This window comes from Vibrio sp. 10N.286.52.C3 (assembly GCF_041468865.1).
GTDB lineage: Bacteria > Pseudomonadota > Gammaproteobacteria > Enterobacterales > Vibrionaceae > Vibrio > Vibrio crassostreae_C.
Genome location: NZ_JBFRJM010000025.1, coordinates 20,624 through 38,367, shown reverse-complemented (window position 1 = coordinate 38,367; position 17,744 = coordinate 20,624). Strand labels below are relative to the sequence as shown.

At 42.8% G+C, this 17,744-nt stretch carries 14 protein-coding genes; 7 read left to right on the top strand and 7 right to left on the bottom strand.

From position 1 onward, the window contains the following. Nucleotides 1-60 precede the first annotated feature (60 nt). From AB4138_RS10185 to AB4138_RS10175, 3 genes are read left to right on the top strand one after another with little or no spacing between them, the layout of a single operon-like run. Nucleotides 61-1,014 (top strand): ABC transporter permease, encoded by a 954-nt coding sequence (locus tag AB4138_RS10185; RefSeq protein WP_017061896.1) that lies wholly within the window; start codon nucleotides 61-63, stop codon nucleotides 1,012-1,014. Further along, nucleotides 1,007-1,957, top strand: coding sequence for an iron chelate uptake ABC transporter family permease subunit (locus AB4138_RS10180; protein WP_017068462.1), 951 nt, complete (start codon nucleotides 1,007-1,009; stop codon nucleotides 1,955-1,957). Before AB4138_RS10185 ends, AB4138_RS10180 begins: the two co-directional genes overlap by 8 nt. 12 nt (nucleotides 1,958-1,969) lie before the next feature. After that, nucleotides 1,970-2,734: an ABC transporter ATP-binding protein gene (locus AB4138_RS10175; protein WP_017066723.1), complete on the top strand. Its 765-nt coding sequence runs from the start codon at nucleotides 1,970-1,972 to the stop codon at nucleotides 2,732-2,734. 209 nt (nucleotides 2,735-2,943) lie between these two features. Here AB4138_RS10175 and AB4138_RS10170 read toward each other — a convergent pair whose 3' ends face one another. The 6 genes from AB4138_RS10170 to AB4138_RS10145 all read right to left on the bottom strand — a co-directional run bounded on the left by AB4138_RS10170 (nucleotide 2,944) and on the right by AB4138_RS10145 (nucleotide 8,991). After that, on the bottom strand, nucleotides 2,944-3,762 hold the full coding sequence (locus AB4138_RS10170) for an ETEC_3214 domain-containing protein (protein WP_170962357.1): 819 nt from the start codon (nucleotides 3,760-3,762) through the stop codon (nucleotides 2,944-2,946). 9 nt (nucleotides 3,763-3,771) lie between these two features. Next, nucleotides 3,772-4,224, bottom strand: coding sequence for a hypothetical protein (locus tag AB4138_RS10165; RefSeq protein ID WP_017102532.1), 453 nt, complete (start codon nucleotides 4,222-4,224; stop codon nucleotides 3,772-3,774). A gap of 9 nt (nucleotides 4,225-4,233) precedes the next feature. Beyond that, nucleotides 4,234-5,457, bottom strand: a complete 1,224-nt coding sequence (locus AB4138_RS10160; RefSeq protein ID WP_372305886.1) for a murein transglycosylase domain-containing protein — start codon at nucleotides 5,455-5,457, stop codon at nucleotides 4,234-4,236. 21 nt (nucleotides 5,458-5,478) lie between these two features. Then, entirely contained in the window at nucleotides 5,479-6,453 is a 975-nt protein-coding gene (locus AB4138_RS10155) for an LPP20 family lipoprotein (RefSeq protein WP_372305885.1), read from the bottom strand. Continuing rightward, entirely contained in the window at nucleotides 6,453-7,115 is a 663-nt protein-coding gene (locus AB4138_RS10150; protein WP_102393614.1) for a hypothetical protein, read from the bottom strand. The genes AB4138_RS10155 and AB4138_RS10150 overlap by 1 nt, the downstream gene beginning before the upstream one ends. Before the next feature lie 67 nt (nucleotides 7,116-7,182). Next, the gene (locus AB4138_RS10145) at nucleotides 7,183-8,991 is read right to left on the bottom strand and encodes a caspase domain-containing protein (RefSeq protein ID WP_372129014.1); all 1,809 of its coding nucleotides are present in this window, start codon (nucleotides 8,989-8,991) and stop codon (nucleotides 7,183-7,185) included. A gap of 249 nt (nucleotides 8,992-9,240) precedes the next feature. Here AB4138_RS10145 and AB4138_RS10140 point away from each other — a divergent pair, with 249 nt between their 5' ends. The 4 genes from AB4138_RS10140 to AB4138_RS10125 all read left to right on the top strand — a co-directional run bounded on the left by AB4138_RS10140 (nucleotide 9,241) and on the right by AB4138_RS10125 (nucleotide 16,551). Next, nucleotides 9,241-9,375 (top strand): hypothetical protein, encoded by a 135-nt coding sequence (locus tag AB4138_RS10140; RefSeq protein ID WP_261978795.1) that lies wholly within the window; start codon nucleotides 9,241-9,243, stop codon nucleotides 9,373-9,375. Between the two features lie 8 nt (nucleotides 9,376-9,383). Next, nucleotides 9,384-10,358: a bifunctional oligoribonuclease/PAP phosphatase NrnA gene (locus AB4138_RS10135; RefSeq protein ID WP_102393616.1), complete on the top strand. Its 975-nt coding sequence runs from the start codon at nucleotides 9,384-9,386 to the stop codon at nucleotides 10,356-10,358. Nucleotides 10,359-10,559: 201 nt separating this feature from the next. Then, nucleotides 10,560-11,585 carry an HD-GYP domain-containing protein gene (locus tag AB4138_RS10130; protein ID WP_029235511.1) on the top strand — a complete coding sequence of 342 codons (1,026 nt, stop codon included), beginning with the start codon at nucleotides 10,560-10,562 and terminating at the stop codon, nucleotides 11,583-11,585. 70 nt (nucleotides 11,586-11,655) lie between these two features. Continuing rightward, on the top strand, nucleotides 11,656-16,551 hold the full coding sequence (locus tag AB4138_RS10125; protein WP_372305952.1) for an ATP-binding protein: 4,896 nt from the start codon (nucleotides 11,656-11,658) through the stop codon (nucleotides 16,549-16,551). 94 nt (nucleotides 16,552-16,645) lie between these two features. On the opposite strand, the gene AB4138_RS10120 is transcribed toward AB4138_RS10125, so the two are convergent. Next, complete coding sequence (locus tag AB4138_RS10120) at nucleotides 16,646-17,536, bottom strand: LysR family transcriptional regulator (RefSeq protein WP_017061891.1); 891 nt, start codon at nucleotides 17,534-17,536, stop codon at nucleotides 16,646-16,648. Nucleotides 17,537-17,744 lie beyond the last annotated feature (208 nt).

Genomic DNA, 17,744 nt, shown 5'->3' with positions numbered 1-17,744 from the left:
ATAAGCCCTTTTTCACTTTTTTATACGGGCTACCCGAGACCTATCTTTAGTATTATTCCTATGTTGAAACCCATTGCAGCTGCTGTATTTCTTGTTGTGTTATGCGTTGCGTCATTGATGATTGGAGTCGCTGAAATCAGTTTTAGTGACTTCTTCAATGGCAACCAACACGCCAATTCTATTTATATTGTTAGTCGGATTCCTCGACTACTCGCGATCGTGCTTGCCGGAGCGGGATTGAGTGTTTCTGGCTTGATCATGCAGCAAATCGTACAGAACAAGTTTGCCGCGCCTTCGACGATGGGCACCATTGACTGTGCGATGTTGGGTTACATTGTCGGCATTCTAGTGCTAGGCAATGCTGCGCAATGGAGCTACTTAGGCTTTATCTTCGCGTTTGCAGTGTTTGGCACCATGCTACTGGTTCGCTTCCTACAACACCTCAAGTTTAAGAACGCGGTATTGGTGCCTTTGATTGGCATTATGTATGGCAACGTTGTTTCGTCTCTAACAACCTTTATTGCTTATAAGTACGACTTAGTACAAACCATGTCGGCATGGACTATGGCGAACTTTGCGAGCGTGTTGCAGGGCAGCTATGAAATCCTTTATCTCGCGGTGCCTGCTTGTGTATTGGCTTACTATTTCGCGAGCCAGTTCAGTGCGGCGAGCATCGGTGAGAGCTTCGCGAAAAACATCGGTTTGAATTATCAGAAGATCGTCTTCATTGGTGTTGCGTTAGTGGCTATCAGTGCCTCCTCTGTGGTGATGATCGTTGGTGTTATCCCATTCCTTGGCCTTATCGTGCCGAATATCGTGTCGCTGATGATGGGCGATAACATGAAGAAGATTCTGCCTTGGACTGCCTACTGGGGGGTGATCTTGGTGTTGGCTTGTGACCTGCTAGCTCGAATCGTCATCTTCCCTTATGAGATTCCAATCTCGATGGTAATCAGCATCTTTGGTGGCATGATTTTTATTTACCTAATCATGAGAGACAAGTCGAATGCGTGATTCAGTAAAAATTGCGATTCTGGCTATCGCGTCTTTGGGTATGACAGCGCTATTCATCGGGCAGGGGCTGACGTGGGATAACTACGAGTTCTTCTTGTCTCTGCGACTACCTAAACTACTGTCAATTGTGTTGGCGGCGGTGGCGATTTCTGCATCGTCATTGGTGTTCCAAACCATTACTAATAATCGAATTTTAACCCCATCCATCTTGGGCTTTGATAGCTTGTATATGCTGGTTCAAACGGTACTTCTGTTTGTGTTTGGCAGTGCTAGCTTCTGGGTGATTGACTCGATCGCAAACTTTTCGATGTCTGTGACTGTGATGATCTTGTTCTCGTTTGCTCTGTTCCATTTCTACTTTAAGAGCAAGCGAAACAACGTATTCACACTGCTGTTGATAGGCATCGTATGTGGCAGCGTATTCTCGAGTTTGTCTAACTTCTTGGCGATGTTGATTGACCCGAACGAGTTCGCGGTGCTGCAGAATGTGATGTTCGCAAGTTTCAATAACGTGAAAGGCGAGTTGGTTTACCTCAGCCTTATTCCTTTGGGTTTGAGCTTGCTTGGCCTTTGGTTGTTAGCGCCTAAGCTTGATGTACTTTGGCTTGGTGTTGATAACGCAACAAGCTTGGGTGTGAACACCAAACGACTGACTCAGATTACCTTGGTGATTGTGTCAGTGATGGTCGCGGTATCGACTGCTTTGGTTGGCCCAGTGCTGTTCTTTGGTTTAATCACCGTGAGCTTAGCTCGTCAGATATTCAAATCTTATCAACATCGTGTGCTTATCATCGCAAGCAGTTTGTTAGCGGTCGTTCTATTGGTTTCAGGCCAATGGTTTATCGAAAAAGTAATGGCGTTTGAAACCACAGTGAGTGTGATCATTAACTTGGTCGGTGGTTTGTATTTTATGTTCTTGTTGTTACGCACCAGAATTCAGTAAAGGTAGTAAGTAGTGATTAAATTAACAGGTTTAACTAAGAAGTATGGCAAGTCACTCGTGGTTGATGATGCCAGTGCTATGTTCCCGAAAGGCGAAGTGACTTCTATCATTGGCCCAAATGGTGCGGGTAAAAGTACACTGCTTTCAATGGCGAGCCGCTTAACAGACAGCGACGCGGGTGAAGTGGTCATTGGCGATAAGTTACTGGCTGAGTGGGATACCAAAGAGCTAGCGAAGCACCTTGCCGTGTTAAGACAATCAAATAACATCAACATGCGATTTACGATTCGTGAATTGGTCTGTTTTGGTCGTTTCCCACACTCTCAAGGTCGCTTGAAAGACGAAGATCATAAGATCGTCGATACAGCACTAGAACACCTTGGCATTACTGACATCCAAAACAAATACCTTGATGAGTTGAGTGGCGGTCAGCGTCAAATGGCGTTTATCGCGATGGTTGTGGCGCAAGATACGGATTATGTGTTCTTAGATGAGCCTCTGAACAATCTTGATATTAAACACTCGGTCGAAATTATGCAGACGTTGCGTCGTTTAGCGCATGAGTTCAATAAAGCGGTGGTGATCGTGATTCACGACATCAACTTTGCTTCTTGTTACTCAGATAACATTGTGGCGATGAAGAAAGGTAAAGTGGTTAAGTCGGGTAAGGTTTCGGAAGTGGTTGAAAAATCAGTAATGGAGTCTATCTACGAGATCCCATTTGAGATTCGTGAGTTCGATGGTGTTCGAATCTGTATGTATTATTCTGGTCGTTAGATTACTGGGTCTCTAGCCTGCTTAAACCCCTAGTTACCGAAATGAAAAGAGCTCCTACATTATGAGGAGCTCTTTTTGTCTCTATTTATAGCCGATTTTTAAGACTTGTTCAGTTTTAGCAAACTTGATGAGTTCATCAATGTACGTAGAGCCAACCGAATCAGATATACACATTTCTGGATAGCGATTATCAATGACCAACGCTGCTGTTAATCAGTGATCAATTCATATTCAAGCTTGGTAAGGATTGCAGGGGCGAGTGATTCTAAATCGACCGTCGTATACCCATAGAAGTTTGGCCTGATTTCACTACGTAGTTTAGTTATAGAATCTTTTGTATTCTCTTCCATCATCAATTTGTCATTAAAATCAGCGAGTAACTTGAGTTGTTGCCCAGAGAGAGCGGATAGATATTCGCTGTAACCACCGACAGAGCTGTATAACAGTTCATAGCGACCACCTTCTGCTTCTTCAATGTAATAATTACCTGAACGCGCAATATTGGATATGGCAGCATGTTCTGTTGTCGAGTTAACGAAGTTGGTTTCCAAATAAGTGGCGCTGCCTGCGTGGTAGTTCACATCAGCGACAAACCCCGGTTTAGGGAAAATGAGAAAAGCATCTATTGTGTCGTTGGATGTTATTGCAGAAAGAATAAACTTACTGTCTTTGTAGTACTTTATCTGTACCTCACCATTCGACATCTTGGTATAAACCGGAGAGCCAAATGTCTCTTCTAAAATGCCACTGGAAGCACGAATATAGACTTTAGAAAGACGCTCGTTAGATGGAGCATCTGAAAAGTTAGAAATTAAGAGGTCCCAACCTTTGCTTCCCATATCAATAGCATCGTTGAACTGACCACCTGCGATGATCAGCGCAATGATGGCAAGGATAGAGTTTGGTGTCTTCTCTCTCATTATTTCAAGAAAATCTTTTTGATCTTCATTGGGAGCTTGTTGAGTTAAAGACATGTCTTCTTCTGGTGCTGTTTTATCAACAGATGAAGGTAGAGCTTGTTCTGACATGATAAAACCTTATTCAGCAACAACTTGAGGTGCTCGTGCAACCACCCGGGTACATAAATATTCTTCGACATCTTTTTCTACAGAAACGCTTTCTGTTACCCAGGTAAACTTCATTAGCTGGTTGGTCAGTTGTTTTGTGGTCGATTTAGCGGTTACGGTTGTAGTCACAACATTGTCCTTACGATCTGCTGTTACAATCTTCTTTTTCTCCGAGGTTCGATTTGTATCGAGCTCTTTTTGCACCATGGCTTCGAGAGATGCGGCTAGCGATGCTCTCGCCTCCATTGAAGCGATGTCCATATCAAGCGTCATGTCTCCCATACTTTCAACACAAGCAACGCCTGCGATTAAGCCTTCAGGCAAATCAGATTGTGGGTTCATGCGCCAACTAGGAAATTCGGAGTTAGCAGCTGCTTGAAATGACAATGTAGTAATTGCAGCGATAATTAGAGTCTTTTTCATGTTTTATCCTTAAATCATATTCTTTTCGTAATTAACTTCTGTTTTACTTACTTTTTTCAAGTAGTTACGAGTTTCCGCAGCAGAGTGCTTTTGTTGGATAGTTTGGAATACTTGTTGTGGCTCAAGCTGGTTAATATTCTTGATTGCAACTGAGCGTTTGCCTCCGAAAATACGATAGATTGGGCCCATGCCTCCATTATAAGCCGCTGTTATGCAGTACTTTAAGCTCTCTTCATTGGTAACGCCTTTGAAGTAGCGAGAGCGCAGTAAGTGCAAATAAGCGGTACCGACCTCAATGTTTTTTTCGGGGTCGAATAAGTATTCTTTATTCAGTAGCTGTTGTTCACCAAATAGGAAGTTTGTCGCATCTAATCCTGCGGAACTTGGGACAATTTGCATCAGGCCAAAGGCAGGAACATGTGAGGTTGCTGTAGGATCGAAAGCGCTTTCTGTTTTGATGATAGACAGTATAAATTCAGGCTCAAGTTTGTATTTTTCTGCGTAAACTTCAACGGTATCAAAAAAGCGTTGTTCTTTACGATTAAGCCAACTTGGCGGAAAAGAAATAACGGCTTTGAGAACGGTATTGCCTTTACTGTCTTTGGCTTTGGTCACGGCCACATTTTCAAGAGCTTTGTCTAACTCTTGAGCCTGAACCTTTGGTGTTTCGGAAACGGGTAAGAATGTCTTATCACTGAGTTTCTCAACATTTGTTGCTTCAATCAGTTCAGAGGTATAAGCATCGGCTTGTTGGGCTTCGCCAATGGTCAGCTGAGATGTACGCACGATCTCTTCTTTGAGTTCTTCTATTGAGGTTGTTTCACCTGTAATAGTGGTGACTTGAATCGTATTTTTCTCGAAGTTAACTTCACGCTTTATTTGTAGAGAGGGGCTGTAGCTGACCCACTTAAATTGGTCGCTAAAGGTAGGATTATCCCAAGATTCTGAAACTTTGGTTTTAAACTTATCAAACTCTTGTTGAGCTTGTGCCACATATTGATCGAATTCGCAGTTCTTTTGTACTTTGTAAAGATCAAATTGGGCTTCACTGCAGAGTTTGTATTTTTCAAACTCATCTTTCGCTTCAAAAGGTTGATTGACAAAATGTTCGACGCTAGGGCAACTTTGTTCGGTAATTGAAAGTTCACACGCTTGCTGCAGCGTATCTGCAGACGCCCATCCACTAGAGATAAGTATCGCTAAAGGGGATAGCTGGCAAATTATTTTCTTCATATCTGTTCCTTGACCGAGGGGTTAACCTTTCTCTATCGAGAGTCGTTCCATGACAAAATCACAGTGCTCGAAATAGTTCAGGATCAACCCAAACCCTGGAGTGTCTGTTGATAAACGCGATTCATCCAATCGCTCAAATCGAGAGGTGTCTATTTTTGTAGGGCAGAGCAATGCGATATTGGTATCGTATGTCTCTTGTCCGTTGTTGAGCAGCGCTTCGATTCCGTCATACTGATTTCTATCTGGAAACTCGATAGAGTCGCCATCTGTGACTTGATGGTTTTCAACTAACACGCCTGTACTACCATCTTCATAAACTTGAAACAAAGAGAGATAACCCGCTTGGTTTGAGTTGAGTTGAATAAAGTAATGGTCGCCAGCATTGAGTCGTCGCTTGGATGAGTGAATATTTATATTTTCATCTGAATAGTTGAAAAATAGGTGGTTATACTTTGCTTCCGGTAGTATTAACTGGCCACTACTGTTGGAAAGCATCCAGCCCCCAGCAAACCGCTCGATATCTATATCCGGCAGACATTGGTGTTGTTCCACCCAGTTTTTTAGCATGGTCGTTGTTGACCAGTATGGGTGTAATTCACGGTGACATTGTGATTTCTTTAACCAAGCAGAGAGCTTTTGTGCAAATGACTCGGGGTCATATTGAACTTGAACATAAAACTGGTTTTGCGATTTTTCACTGTTGATAATGGTGACGTTGTTTCGGAAAACCACATTGGATATGGACTCTTTATGAGAAGCCGCAGATTTTTTCAACTCGCCATTTTCGAAGGTTTTAGTGCTGGTGGTATTACTGACTATTCGGTTTTCAACACTTTTAGCCAGATCATGATAAGCCGCGTCTTTGGCTTGTTGATAAGTGTTGCCTTTACCGAACCCATAGCTCAAAGTTGAGTCCAATGGCACTTCCCCGTACCAAGACGGGGAGGCGAAAGCACAAGCACTCGACAGGGAGATGATTAGCGCTATTATTTTCATTAGTCTTCTTTTTTACCTGGGTTTGGCGCTTGCATTATTGTCCAACTACCATCTAGTCCGTACTTATCATAGATATTAATTGCAATACTTCTTCCTGTTTGAACTGCTGACATAACGTAGCTTCCACGATATACACCGTAATTCAGGTTTCCTTCTGAAGTTTTAATAATCTTTTCGTAGGTATTCGATTGAGTAATAGCTAGTTGATTTTTTTCTAACGGTCCACTTAGTACTTGACCTGAACGCTGATCAGAGTTTTTACAACCAATATTATTGGCTGGTTTAAAAAAGCTCCAACTGGATCTTCCATTGGATGTAACTGATGGCCCTTCAACGAACCAACTACAATTGTTAGTGTCTAGATAGTGTCCGGCAATTAGTTGGTTGGCACTTGTAAAGGCAACTGATTTTATGGAACTCATATTCTTAAATACTAGGTTGCCATTTTTGTCCGCTGCGAACTCTGCACTCATGTCAAAGAATTGAGTTTGTCCAGTGTCCTTGTTGGTTACTGGTACGCGTAACATGGTTACTTGGTTACCAGCACCTTGGAAGTGAGCACCTTGGAATGCGATATCTAGATTAGAGTTCTCTACATCCGCAGCGAAGGCTGTTGATGAGATAAGAAGAGCGGATGTTGCTAAAAGTGTTTTCTTAAACATGGATATAAGCCTTAATCAATGTTTCAAATAGGTTGTAAATTGAAATAGTTTTAAAAGTGGCATGCTCTTAAAGAGACATAGTCTGGTTACCGGTAATTGTTGGATGTTGACGTTTTAAATCCCCCATCTCAAAAGAGGCAGATTTCACTTTGTCGTAAACATCTTGATAAAGCGTATTCACATCCTTGTTTCCCTCGATCATTGACTTCATGAGGTAGTAACTAAACAGGCGATGACCTTTTTCTTGGTACATATTGGAATACTCTTTATCGCGTCCCGCAGTGATCACGACCATACGCTCAGGATCAATACTGACTTTTTTCGGTGCCAGTCTGGAGGCGGCAACCCCTTTGATGACCGATACACCATCAGTCGCTCCACTGAAACAACTGTCTACCATAACGACTATCTTGCCTGCTTTACTGCTAGACAGTGTTTTGTAGAGGTTATCGAGTTTGAAGAACTCATCATCAGTTATGTAGTCAGGGATCTTATCTTGCGGGAGAATGTAAGGATCATTATCGGGAATCGCAGGGATACCGTGTCCACTGTAGTAAAAGTAAACCGTATCGCCTTCATCGACGTTGTCTAACATTAAACGTAACTTATCTTTAATCGCACCACTGGTTGCGTCACGGTCAATGAGTTCGTAGACGTGCCTTTCTGGAACACCCAGAACTTTTGTCGCGACGTCAGACATCACTTCACCACTGCTGCGCGCAAAGGCTACTTGATCTGAATTTGCGTAATCTTCGATAGATAGGTTGAAGAACCAGTTGGATGAATTACTTTCCACAGGCACAAAGCCATTAAGTAGTTGCTTCAATTCATCAGAGGCGGTGTTGTCCGTTGCCGAGAGGCGTGAATCGACTTCAAACGCATCGATTAAGTTAGGGTTTTGCATCTCTAGCCCTGGAGTCTCGGCACTGCTTGGGCCACTGTTAATAACCACACTCAGAGCTTCGGGCTGATAATTACTTTTAGCCACATCCCCTGAGAACATTACGTCATTGTAGTTGCCTTTTATATTTACGAGCTCTAGTTGATTCTCGTCATAAGAGTAGGTGAGTGCGAGGTCAAGGTTATCGATATTGCTGAAGACATCACGCGCCTGCTCAAGAGGTACATTTAGAATAATGTCTCGCTGATAGTTTTGATTTGACGCTTTAAACAACAGGTGCATTTGCTGGTTTTCAGCATCATAACTCTTTGTTGTGACGACCGGCTTACCCATTACATCTCTAAAAGCCTTAGCAACGAGTCGAGTTTTTTGCACGCCCAAGTTGCCCTTTCGAGAGTCTGCCCCTTCTTGTAGGACTCGAATTTTGGCATTTCGAGCTTCTACTTGTTGACGGTATTTAAGTTGTATAGCGGCTATTTGTTGTTGTCGTTCTATTCGCAATTTTTCGACGCGTTGATCAAATTGAGTTTTGGTTTCAAATTGATCTTTGACGATTTCTGGCGCTTTGGGCAGATCAGGCTCTCGAACTGGTGGTGGAATGTCTGAGCTGCTCAATGTGGTGTGTTGTACTTCGTATAAAGAGGCGACAGCACCAACCAATGACATTGGGTCGTCAGATTGTATACATCCGATAGAACTCGTCATGTAATGTTGTTCGGTAGAGGACTCTTGTCCTGCAAATAGGTCAACATTATTGCTTGCTTTTTTTTGTCCGCCGCGAGTGATGACCTTGCCATTCAGCGAAATAGGAGCATCAACTTGCAGCTCACCGCCAAGCTGCCAAATATCAGGATTAGATGAACATACAGTTCCCTGTTTAGAGTGCGAAAATTCAAATTGATTGTCAGCGTTAGCAAAACTAAGAGTTGGTGCTAACGCAAATAGCATACCTGTGACAATTCTATTCCGTGTCATTAGATAAGTTTTCCATATGGCCGTAGTGTCAGATGAGCTCAAGACCATATAGTCTAGTTGAATATCACTCAATGGCGCATTAATCGTAATGGGATATAAGTCAATGTTTGTTTTGTTAAGTGTGAGTAAGTTTTAGTTAATTTGGAATGGGTGTTTATTAAATTTCTTCTGTTTGAGAGGCTTAGGAGTTAGGTGTTCTTACGTTTAGAACTCAATTGATTCGCTTTATTTATAGTTAGTGGTGTTCTCATGTTAAAAGTTGCTAGTCTTATCTTAATCGCTCTCGGTGTTTTTATTGGAATACAATATGGAGATGAGATAGTTAGTCCATTGGGTGGTGGTACTGAAACTGTTCTTAATACAATAGAAAACTTGAAAGGTTAAGGTGAGGTATGTCTATTTTCTCATTTAACGATTTTCTTGAGCGTCTCAGGGACTGCGAACGAATCATCATTCAAGCTCATGACTTTCCTGATCATGATGCGGTTGGCTCCGCTTTTGCTCTCGCTTATTTACTTAGAAAGAAGGGCTTTAAACCACTCATTACTTATCAAGGCTTTATTGATCGTGTTTCTTTACATAATTTGATTGGTTGGCTTGATATTCCCATAGTTAAGTCACATCGATTAGATTTAAAGCCCAATGACAAAATCATTGTGGTAGATGGCTGTATTGGTGAAAAAAATGTTACCGACTTACCGGGTATAGAAGTTGGGGTGATCGATCATCATCAGGTTGTAGCACCCAGTTTCGTTTGGTTTTCAGATATTCGACCTAACTATGGCGCAACAGCTTCCATTATGGTGGAGTACTTTAATCATTATGATATTCCAATTCCCGACCGCGTAGCGACGGCTCTACTTGTTGGATTGACGTTCGATACGGCAAATTTTACCCGCGCAATGAACAAAGCTGATATCAAAGCCCTACTTCAACTTCAAAACTGTGCTGATATGAATATGGTCAATCGTATTTGTCGAAATCAAATCGAATATCAAGAGTTGAAGTTATTTGATTTCATGTTTGAATCTATTAGGAAAGACGGAAATTGTGCATTTGGGAGCTTACCAGAAGGGTGTCCCAAAAATATGCTAGGAGTGCTTGGTGACTTTCTACTTACAGTTGATGAACTAGATATTGTGGTGTTGAGTGCCCGTAGTCATGAGAGAACATTTGTTTCATTGCGTTCTGAATGCCCCCAGAATGACATGGCTAAGGTGATAAAGAGATCGCTGAATGATACGGGTGTTGGTTTTGGTGGAGGACACTCGCATATGGCTGGTGGTGTTGTTAATCAAGTGTTTGACCATTCCAATGAACGGGTCTTTATTTATGATCTGATCCGCCCTCAATTGAATATATTGTGAACCAAAGTTTTTGCCTCTATCTGATTTGTACCTGGGATCGTCCGCCGAGTTTCTGACATCAGGCTAGACTCAAACCGTTAGTTTGACGTCACTCGAAGATCTACTCTTCATTTTTGAAAATCAATTGCTTTTTTTCTGCTTAACCTCTGGAAACCGTTCTACACTAGGGTTATAACTGTTTGATTTGTATACGAGGTATCAATGAGTCGGAAACCTATAGTGTTAGTCGTGGATGACACCCCAAGTAACTTGGATGTGTTAACGGCAATACTCAAAGATACTTATCAAGTGAAAGTAGCGATTAACGGCACAATTGGTATCAAGATCGCGAAGATGGTGCCGCAGCCAGACCTTATCCTCCTTGATATCATGATGCCTGACATCGATGGTTACGAGGTGTGCCGCCAACTTAAAGCTCAGCCGAATACGGCTCACATTCCTATCATTTTCGTGACCGCCACAATTGGTCCAGAAGCCGAAGTAAAAGGGCTCTCCTTGGGGGCTGTCGATTACCTAACCAAGCCGATAACCCCTGCAATTGCACTCCAGCGTGTGAAAACGCATATCGCACTTTATGACCAACAACGCGCGTTGTTTAGTCAGGTAAAAGAGAAAACTCAAGAGATCAATCTCGGTAAGCTAGAAACACTGAACATACTGGGTAGAGCTGCTGAATTTAAAGACAATGAAACAGGCATGCACGTTAAGCGTATGAGTCACTACTGTGAAGTGCTAGCTAAAGCCTTGGGAATGACTGACGAAGATGCCGAGACGTTGCGTGATGCAGCACCAATGCATGATATTGGCAAGATCGGTATTCCTGATAGCGTATTACTCAAGCCGGGTAAATTGGACGCCGACGAGTGGACAATTATGCAAAAGCATGTCGAATATGGTGTTGATATACTTGGTAGGCAGAGTGATTCCAAACTGATGCGTATGGCTATTCAGGTGGCGCAATATCATCACGAAAAATGGGATGGCAGTGGTTATCCAAACCAGATAGCTGGTGAAGGTATCCCATTGGTTGGAAGAATTGCGGCTGTTGCTGATGTGTTTGATGCCCTGACCGCAGAGCGCCCTTATAAAAAAGCTTGGAGTATTGATGAGGCGCTGAACTTGTTTGAAGAACAGAAAGGCAAACATTTTGATCCAACTATCGTTGATGTGTTTTTTCTGAAGTTACCTGAGATTCTAGCAATTAAAGAGAAATTTAGAGATGAGTGATGGCTTGATGTTGTCGCTAAATCGTTTGGTTGTTTTTCTGGTCATTACACTTGTGGTGTGGCCGCTGCTAATGCGACCTACGAATGCTGCTGAGGTAACAGATACTGAGTTAAATCAGTGGTTGGGAAACCAACCAACGGTAACTTTTGTTGTCTTGGCCAACCATTATCCTTACTCATTCATCGATGATGATGGGCAGGTTTCTGGGATCATCAAAGATTGGACATTAGATCTTGAACAGCGTTTTGGTGTTCATGTTCGGTTTGTCACAGTTAACTCGCGTGTCGAGGCTAAAGCCGCGTTAGTCGACGGGCGAGGCGATGTATTTCCATTCCAACAGTTCGACTCAAGTGAAGGTGGCCGTTTTCTTGCGAGTGCTCCCTATATTCCTTATCAGGTCGCAGTGATTGTTCCCATCGACAACAAACTCGATGGAAACCTAGATCAAAATAATAAACGCCGTATTGCGATGGTTAATGAAAATATCGATTTGGAGCGAGCCGGTGTCAAATTGAGTTCTATTGAGCGAGTGGATTTTGATAACGTTATTGATGCAGTACGTGCGTTAGGGGCCGGGGATGTTGAAGGCATGGTCGGTGAACCTATCACCACTATGGATCTTGCGAAAAAGATTGGCGTTCATGATTTAGCGGTAAATTATGTTCTGGAGCATTGGAAAAGGTTTGAAGCATCAATGGTGATTCGAACCGATGAACCAGAACTGCTGACGCTAATCAACAAACAGATTGAAACCTTCGACGTTGATAACAAGAACCAGATTTTATCGAAGTGGCTAGACAGTTCCCCCTATCGAGTGCCGCTAAAAGGCGTGTTTGGCTTTGGTAACCCTCCGTATATTTACCCAGACAGCACCGCAGTCGGGCTACAGTACGACATTCTTCAGCGTGCACTGAATGACATGGGATACAAACTAGGTGACGTTGTCACACTTCCACCTAGCGCCGCTAAAAAAGCCATCGATAACAATAATTCTATAGCCTTTTTTTCTGGTGTTCAGTTTGATGATCCTAATGCGCACTTTTTAAGTGATAACGTTTTTAATGTTGAGTTTGTTCCTGTTTCACTAACTCGCCGCAAACTCCAACTTCAATCCCCAAAAGACCTATCATTAGGGGCGTTATTGTTCGACGAAACATCCACAATTAAAAACTCTGTTGAAGTTCTGAAGAGTAAGTTAGACATTGATCGTATTGAAGATTACGAAGATCTTGAATCAGCATTCTCGCAGTTGAGGGCTCAAAATGTTGACCTGCTAATGGTTGAACGAAGAGTGCTAGAGTGGTTTATCACCAACACTCGTTTTATTGAAATGGCAGAGCTAAAGCTACATGACGAGTATAAAGTTGAGTATCCGATCTATGTGGACTTTAAGAGTGAAGAAATCAGAGATAGCTTCAATGCCGCAATTAAAAGGCTTAAACAGGAGGATGACGGCTTAAACCAAATTATCGAGATGCAGGTTCAGAGTGATTTAAGCCTAGTCCTTAAAAAAGCGAATATTATCGCGCAAATATCTGCGTATTTTATCGTCAACGACCGCTTTGAAGAGTTGACGGAAGTGTTTGAAATTTTCGACACGGACAGTTCTTTTCAGGTGATCACCGCACAAGCGGATAACAATAGTCGCCCGATCAAATCTTGGTACATAGGCAACCTAGTTGATCAATATGGAGAGAAGAAAAATACCTCTCACTTTTCATCAGTCACCAAGGTGGCGAATTATAGGACCAAGGGAGGGAGTATCAACTCTGGTTCGATGACTTTCTACTTTGATGTTAATTCGTTAGAGCGGAACTATGTTTATTTTCCATCTGTCGAACAATTTAGTTCATTCGGAGATGCGGCGAAACGCTATATTGCGGATGTTTATCAAGCGAGTAACTTGACTGGAGAGATCCTAAATCTAAGCCAAAAAGAGAGGGCGTGGATTAAAGATAATCCGGATGTACGTATAGGTATCGATCCGAATTCGTTACCTTATGAAGCGGTATCCAATACCGGTGAATACATCGGGATGATTGATGATTATCTAACGCTGATTGAACAAAAAACAGGGCTAAGTATTCAGCATGTTGACGTGGCGAATTGGTCTGAGACCCGAAGCTTGGTTGATCATCATGAAGTGGAACTGGTCTCAGCAGCTCAAGAGAATCGTTCGTTAGGAGATAACGTCAAAGCAGCTAAAAGCTTGTTTTCAAGTCGTTTGGCCATTGCATCGAGAAGAGACGTTAGTAGCTTGGTACTTGAAGAAGCTGATGGTTGGAAAATCGGTATATTGAAGAATGCGGCAAATACTAACGCGATTTTATATAAGTACCCGAACGTTGAGTGGGTAGAGGTAGAATCCACGGCCGATGGGCTCAACCGATTGGATGATAAAACCTTAGACGGCATGGTCGACACTGTTGATGTCCTCAATTACCTCATTGATTCATTTGGTCATCGAGGGGTTGGTATCATCGGCCGGTTAGACTTCTTCCTGTCGCCAACTCTGCATGTCATCAAATCTGAACCTTTGCTGTTGTCTATTGTGAACAAAGCGATAGGCAGTATCTCGGCTGAAGAACACCAGAAGATCTCAGCAAAGTGGGCGGCGCCCAAAGCGATAGAAAGAGTTGATTATCAATTGGTTTACACTATTTCGGTTTTTTCTCTGGTGATCCTTCTTCTTATTATTTTCTGGAATCGTAAATTAGCGAAGCAGATCAGTATTGCTAAGGAAGCGACCGAAGCTCTGGAAAAGGCGCAGAACCAACTCTACAACATGCTAAATAGCTCTCCAATTGCAGCTAGTGTGGTATTTGAAGAAGAGGTTCGTTACGCGAACGATACGGCAAAACGTTTGTTTGGCGTGGAAGATCAGGCGTTGTCTTCTATCGACGTTGCCGCTATCCATGACTCGCTGAGCGTTCGTGATGGCGTGCATGAAGAGCTCGACCTTAACGGTAAAGTTGAAAATAGGGAGTTAGTACTCAGAAAGTCTGATGGAACCCGATTTGTTGCTTTGGTCAGTTACTATCTTTTTGAGATTGATGGTGAAGTCGCCACACTATTTTGGGCATTCGATATTTCAGAAATGAAGCGCCTTAACGAACAATTGGAAGAAGAGAAACAGAGAGCCGATTTGGCGAGCCAAGCTAAATCGGAATTCTTAGCCAATATGAGCCATGAGATAAGAACCCCAATGAACGCCATTATTGGCTTGTCTTATCTGGCGATTGGCGAAATATCTAATCCTGTCGCTCGAAATTACATTGAGAAAGTGCACCGTTCTGGCCATTCGTTACTCGGTATCATCAATGACATCCTTGATTTCTCAAAGATAGAAGCTGGACAACTTGTTATTGATAACGTCCCGTTTGATCCCGTAACGACCTTTAAAGATGTGATTGAACTAATGGAGTCGAAAGCCGCTGAGAAACAACTCAATTTGTCGATGGTCATCGACCCAGAGTTAGACACGCCACTGCAAGGCGATCCCTTGAGGTTGTTCCAAGTCATACTCAACCTTGTGGGCAACGCGATTAAGTTTACGGAACAAGGCAGCGTAGCATTAACGGTGGAGCATGTTGACTCGAACGACAGCAGCCTAACCATGAGAGTGAGTGTGATGGATACCGGGATAGGCATTTTGGATGAGAACCGTCACAAGCTGTTTGAAGCCTTTAGCCAAGCGGATACCACAACGACACGTCGGTTTGGCGGTACAGGGCTTGGGCTCAACATTAGCCAGAAATTAGTTCATGCGATGGGCAGTCAAATTACGGTAGAGAGTGTTTACGGGCAAGGCAGTGAGTTCTCCTTTGTACTGACATTGCCACGCTCAAGCTCGGATGCGTTAGCCGACTTCAAAGCTCAAGAGTTGCAACTGGATTATCAGATAGAGTTCAAAGGGCAAAGAGTGCTATTGGTTGAAGACAATGAGCTGAACCAAGATCTCGCCTTAGCATTTTTCAGTCGCTCTAAATTAAATGCCGATCTTGCTGAAAACGGAAAGGAAGCGCTGGAGTTAGCTAAAAACAACGACTACGAAATAATCTTCATGGATCTTCAAATGCCGATTATGGACGGCTTTGAAGCTACCCGTTTGATTCGTGAATTCGATATAGATGTACCGATTATTGCAATGTCAGCCAATGTTTTTGCTGATGCGAAACAACGAGCGAGGGCGTCGGGCATCACGGACTTCTTGGATAAGCCTATTGTTATTGATAAAGCGATGTCTTTGATTACTCGATACATTGTTCCTGAGGTCTTAGTTGAAGGTCGAGCGCCATCAGACACCTCTTCAGATGCGATCCAGACAGGTGATTCTGGTGAGAGTGCGGAATTGCACTCCGATCCCCAAATTGAGCCGCCTGTTTTCTCTCAGTCGAGGTTTGAGCAACTGACTTATCATGATGTGAAGCTGCAAGCCAAAATGCTTGATAGGTTCTGCCAAGGATCGCCAGACATTATGTCGGATGCTTTTGATAACTTAGTACAAGGCGACTGGGAGACGTTAGAGCGTAATCTACATACCTTAAAAAGCATGGCAGCTTCGATTGGTGGATTGCGATTGGCAGAGTTACTCAGTGATTTAGAAAGCAAAGCGCATAACAAGGCGTGTGATGAAGCAGATCTTAAGCAAGGCGAACTTGGGTTAATCGAACTGATTAAAGCAGTTGAGATCAGCTTTGATGTGTCTGGTGTTGGGGGATTCAATACGACAAGTACTGAAGAAGCCGATGCGAGTCTTGCTGATACCTCTGATTCACCGAGCATCACGTCAGAACAGCATGCTCAGTTGCTATCACTGCTGGATGCTTATGATAACGATGCAACTCAATATGTGACTGAGTTATTGGCACAGTATCCACATTCTGTTGTTCTCAAAGATGTTCGAAGTGCGTTAGATAATTATGACTTTGAACGAGCAAAAGAGGGGTTTGGCGCTTCTGAGTAGTTGTCTTTTATAAATATCACTTCAACATTAAAGCCTTTAGCTCTTATAGCGAAATTACTAGCTAGCTAAAGGCTTTAAATCTATCTATACCGAACTAACGACTCACGTTCTGTTTGATTAGCTCAACAACCGTATCGTATCGGTGCGGCAGTTTTCGGTTTCGTTTTTGAACCAGATACAGCGTTTCCTCTACTTCTACCTTTGGCGGCACAACGTGTAGCTTGTCTCTATCTGGGAAGTGTTCAACCGCGCCAGCCGGTAACACGGTAAAACCTAATCCTTTTGATACGGGTAGCAAGATCTGGTGAAGCTGATTAATGTAGCCAGATCTTGGTATCTCATTAACGTTGATGTTCGCTAAGTCTTTATCTCCGCAAAGGTCGAAATACAAAGACAGATAGTGTGCAGAATCTGGGTGGGCAATCAGGCCAATGTCATTCAATACTTGCGGCGTTATCTCTAAATCAGCAAGGCTGTGGTGAACAATAAGACACAGTGCTTCTTTGCCGATGACTTGGCTTTGGTAGTAGCTGTCGTTCGGGGAATGCCTAACAATGCCGATATCGGTAGTGCCTTCGCTTAGGTCATTCAATATCTTTTTGTTTGGAGCGGCTTCTAAGTTAATGCTGAGCTCTTGGTGTTGCTGTTGAAGTTCAAGAAGCTTGGGATACAGACGCAAAGAGAGTGAGCCAGAGCAAGACAAGTGACATTGCCCAGCATAAGGGTTATCAAAACTCAGAGACTCAAAAAGATCTTCTTGGTCTTTCTCTAGTTTGATCGCATAGCGATACATAATCCGACCCTGTTCGGTCAGTTCGAAGCTCTTGTTTTCTCGAGATAGCAGGTCACAATTACAAGCTTGTTCAAGCTTCTTGATGTGTTGGCTGACTCCAGGTTGTGTCATATACAACTTTTCTGCCGTTTGGGTGAAATGGCCAACTTCAACCAGAGTCTTAAACGTATTGAGCCAAAGTGGATTAATCATACTCACCTTCAAATACTAAAGCCTATAAATAACAAAGCCAATAAATAACAGAAAATTATTATTATCTTAAGTAATGATAATTTCAACTCTAGCGTCTTAAGTAACGCTAATCAAAGTCATGTGGTGGTAGCACTTTATATTGGTCTATTGGTCTATTGGTCGCTTTGTAGAGTTGCTATGAGTAACAAAGTGTTGCGACTTTGTTGAA

What these genes read in the sequence shown, in the direction of transcription:
- AB4138_RS10185 (WP_017061896.1), top strand. Translation starts at nt 61, where the DNA reads ATGTTGAAACCCATTGCAGCTGCTGTATTTCTTGTTGTGTTATGCGTT.
- AB4138_RS10180 (WP_017068462.1), top strand. Translation starts at nt 1,007, where the DNA reads ATGCGTGATTCAGTAAAAATTGCGATTCTGGCTATCGCGTCTTTGGGT.
- AB4138_RS10170 (WP_170962357.1), bottom strand. Translation starts at nt 3,762, where the DNA reads ATGTCAGAACAAGCTCTACCTTCATCTGTTGATAAAACAGCACCAGAA.
- AB4138_RS10165 (WP_017102532.1), bottom strand. Translation starts at nt 4,224, where the DNA reads ATGAAAAAGACTCTAATTATCGCTGCAATTACTACATTGTCATTTCAA.
- AB4138_RS10160 (WP_372305886.1), bottom strand. Translation starts at nt 5,457, where the DNA reads ATGAAGAAAATAATTTGCCAGCTATCCCCTTTAGCGATACTTATCTCT.
- AB4138_RS10155 (WP_372305885.1), bottom strand. Translation starts at nt 6,453, where the DNA reads ATGAAAATAATAGCGCTAATCATCTCCCTGTCGAGTGCTTGTGCTTTC.
- AB4138_RS10150 (WP_102393614.1), bottom strand. Translation starts at nt 7,115, where the DNA reads ATGTTTAAGAAAACACTTTTAGCAACATCCGCTCTTCTTATCTCATCA.
- AB4138_RS10145 (WP_372129014.1), bottom strand. Translation starts at nt 8,991, where the DNA reads ATGACACGGAATAGAATTGTCACAGGTATGCTATTTGCGTTAGCACCA.
- AB4138_RS10140 (WP_261978795.1), top strand. Translation starts at nt 9,241, where the DNA reads ATGTTAAAAGTTGCTAGTCTTATCTTAATCGCTCTCGGTGTTTTTATT.
- AB4138_RS10135 (WP_102393616.1), top strand. Translation starts at nt 9,384, where the DNA reads ATGTCTATTTTCTCATTTAACGATTTTCTTGAGCGTCTCAGGGACTGC.
- AB4138_RS10130 (WP_029235511.1), top strand. Translation starts at nt 10,560, where the DNA reads ATGAGTCGGAAACCTATAGTGTTAGTCGTGGATGACACCCCAAGTAAC.
- AB4138_RS10125 (WP_372305952.1), top strand. Translation starts at nt 11,656, where the DNA reads ATGCGACCTACGAATGCTGCTGAGGTAACAGATACTGAGTTAAATCAG.
- AB4138_RS10120 (WP_017061891.1), bottom strand. Translation starts at nt 17,536, where the DNA reads ATGATTAATCCACTTTGGCTCAATACGTTTAAGACTCTGGTTGAAGTT.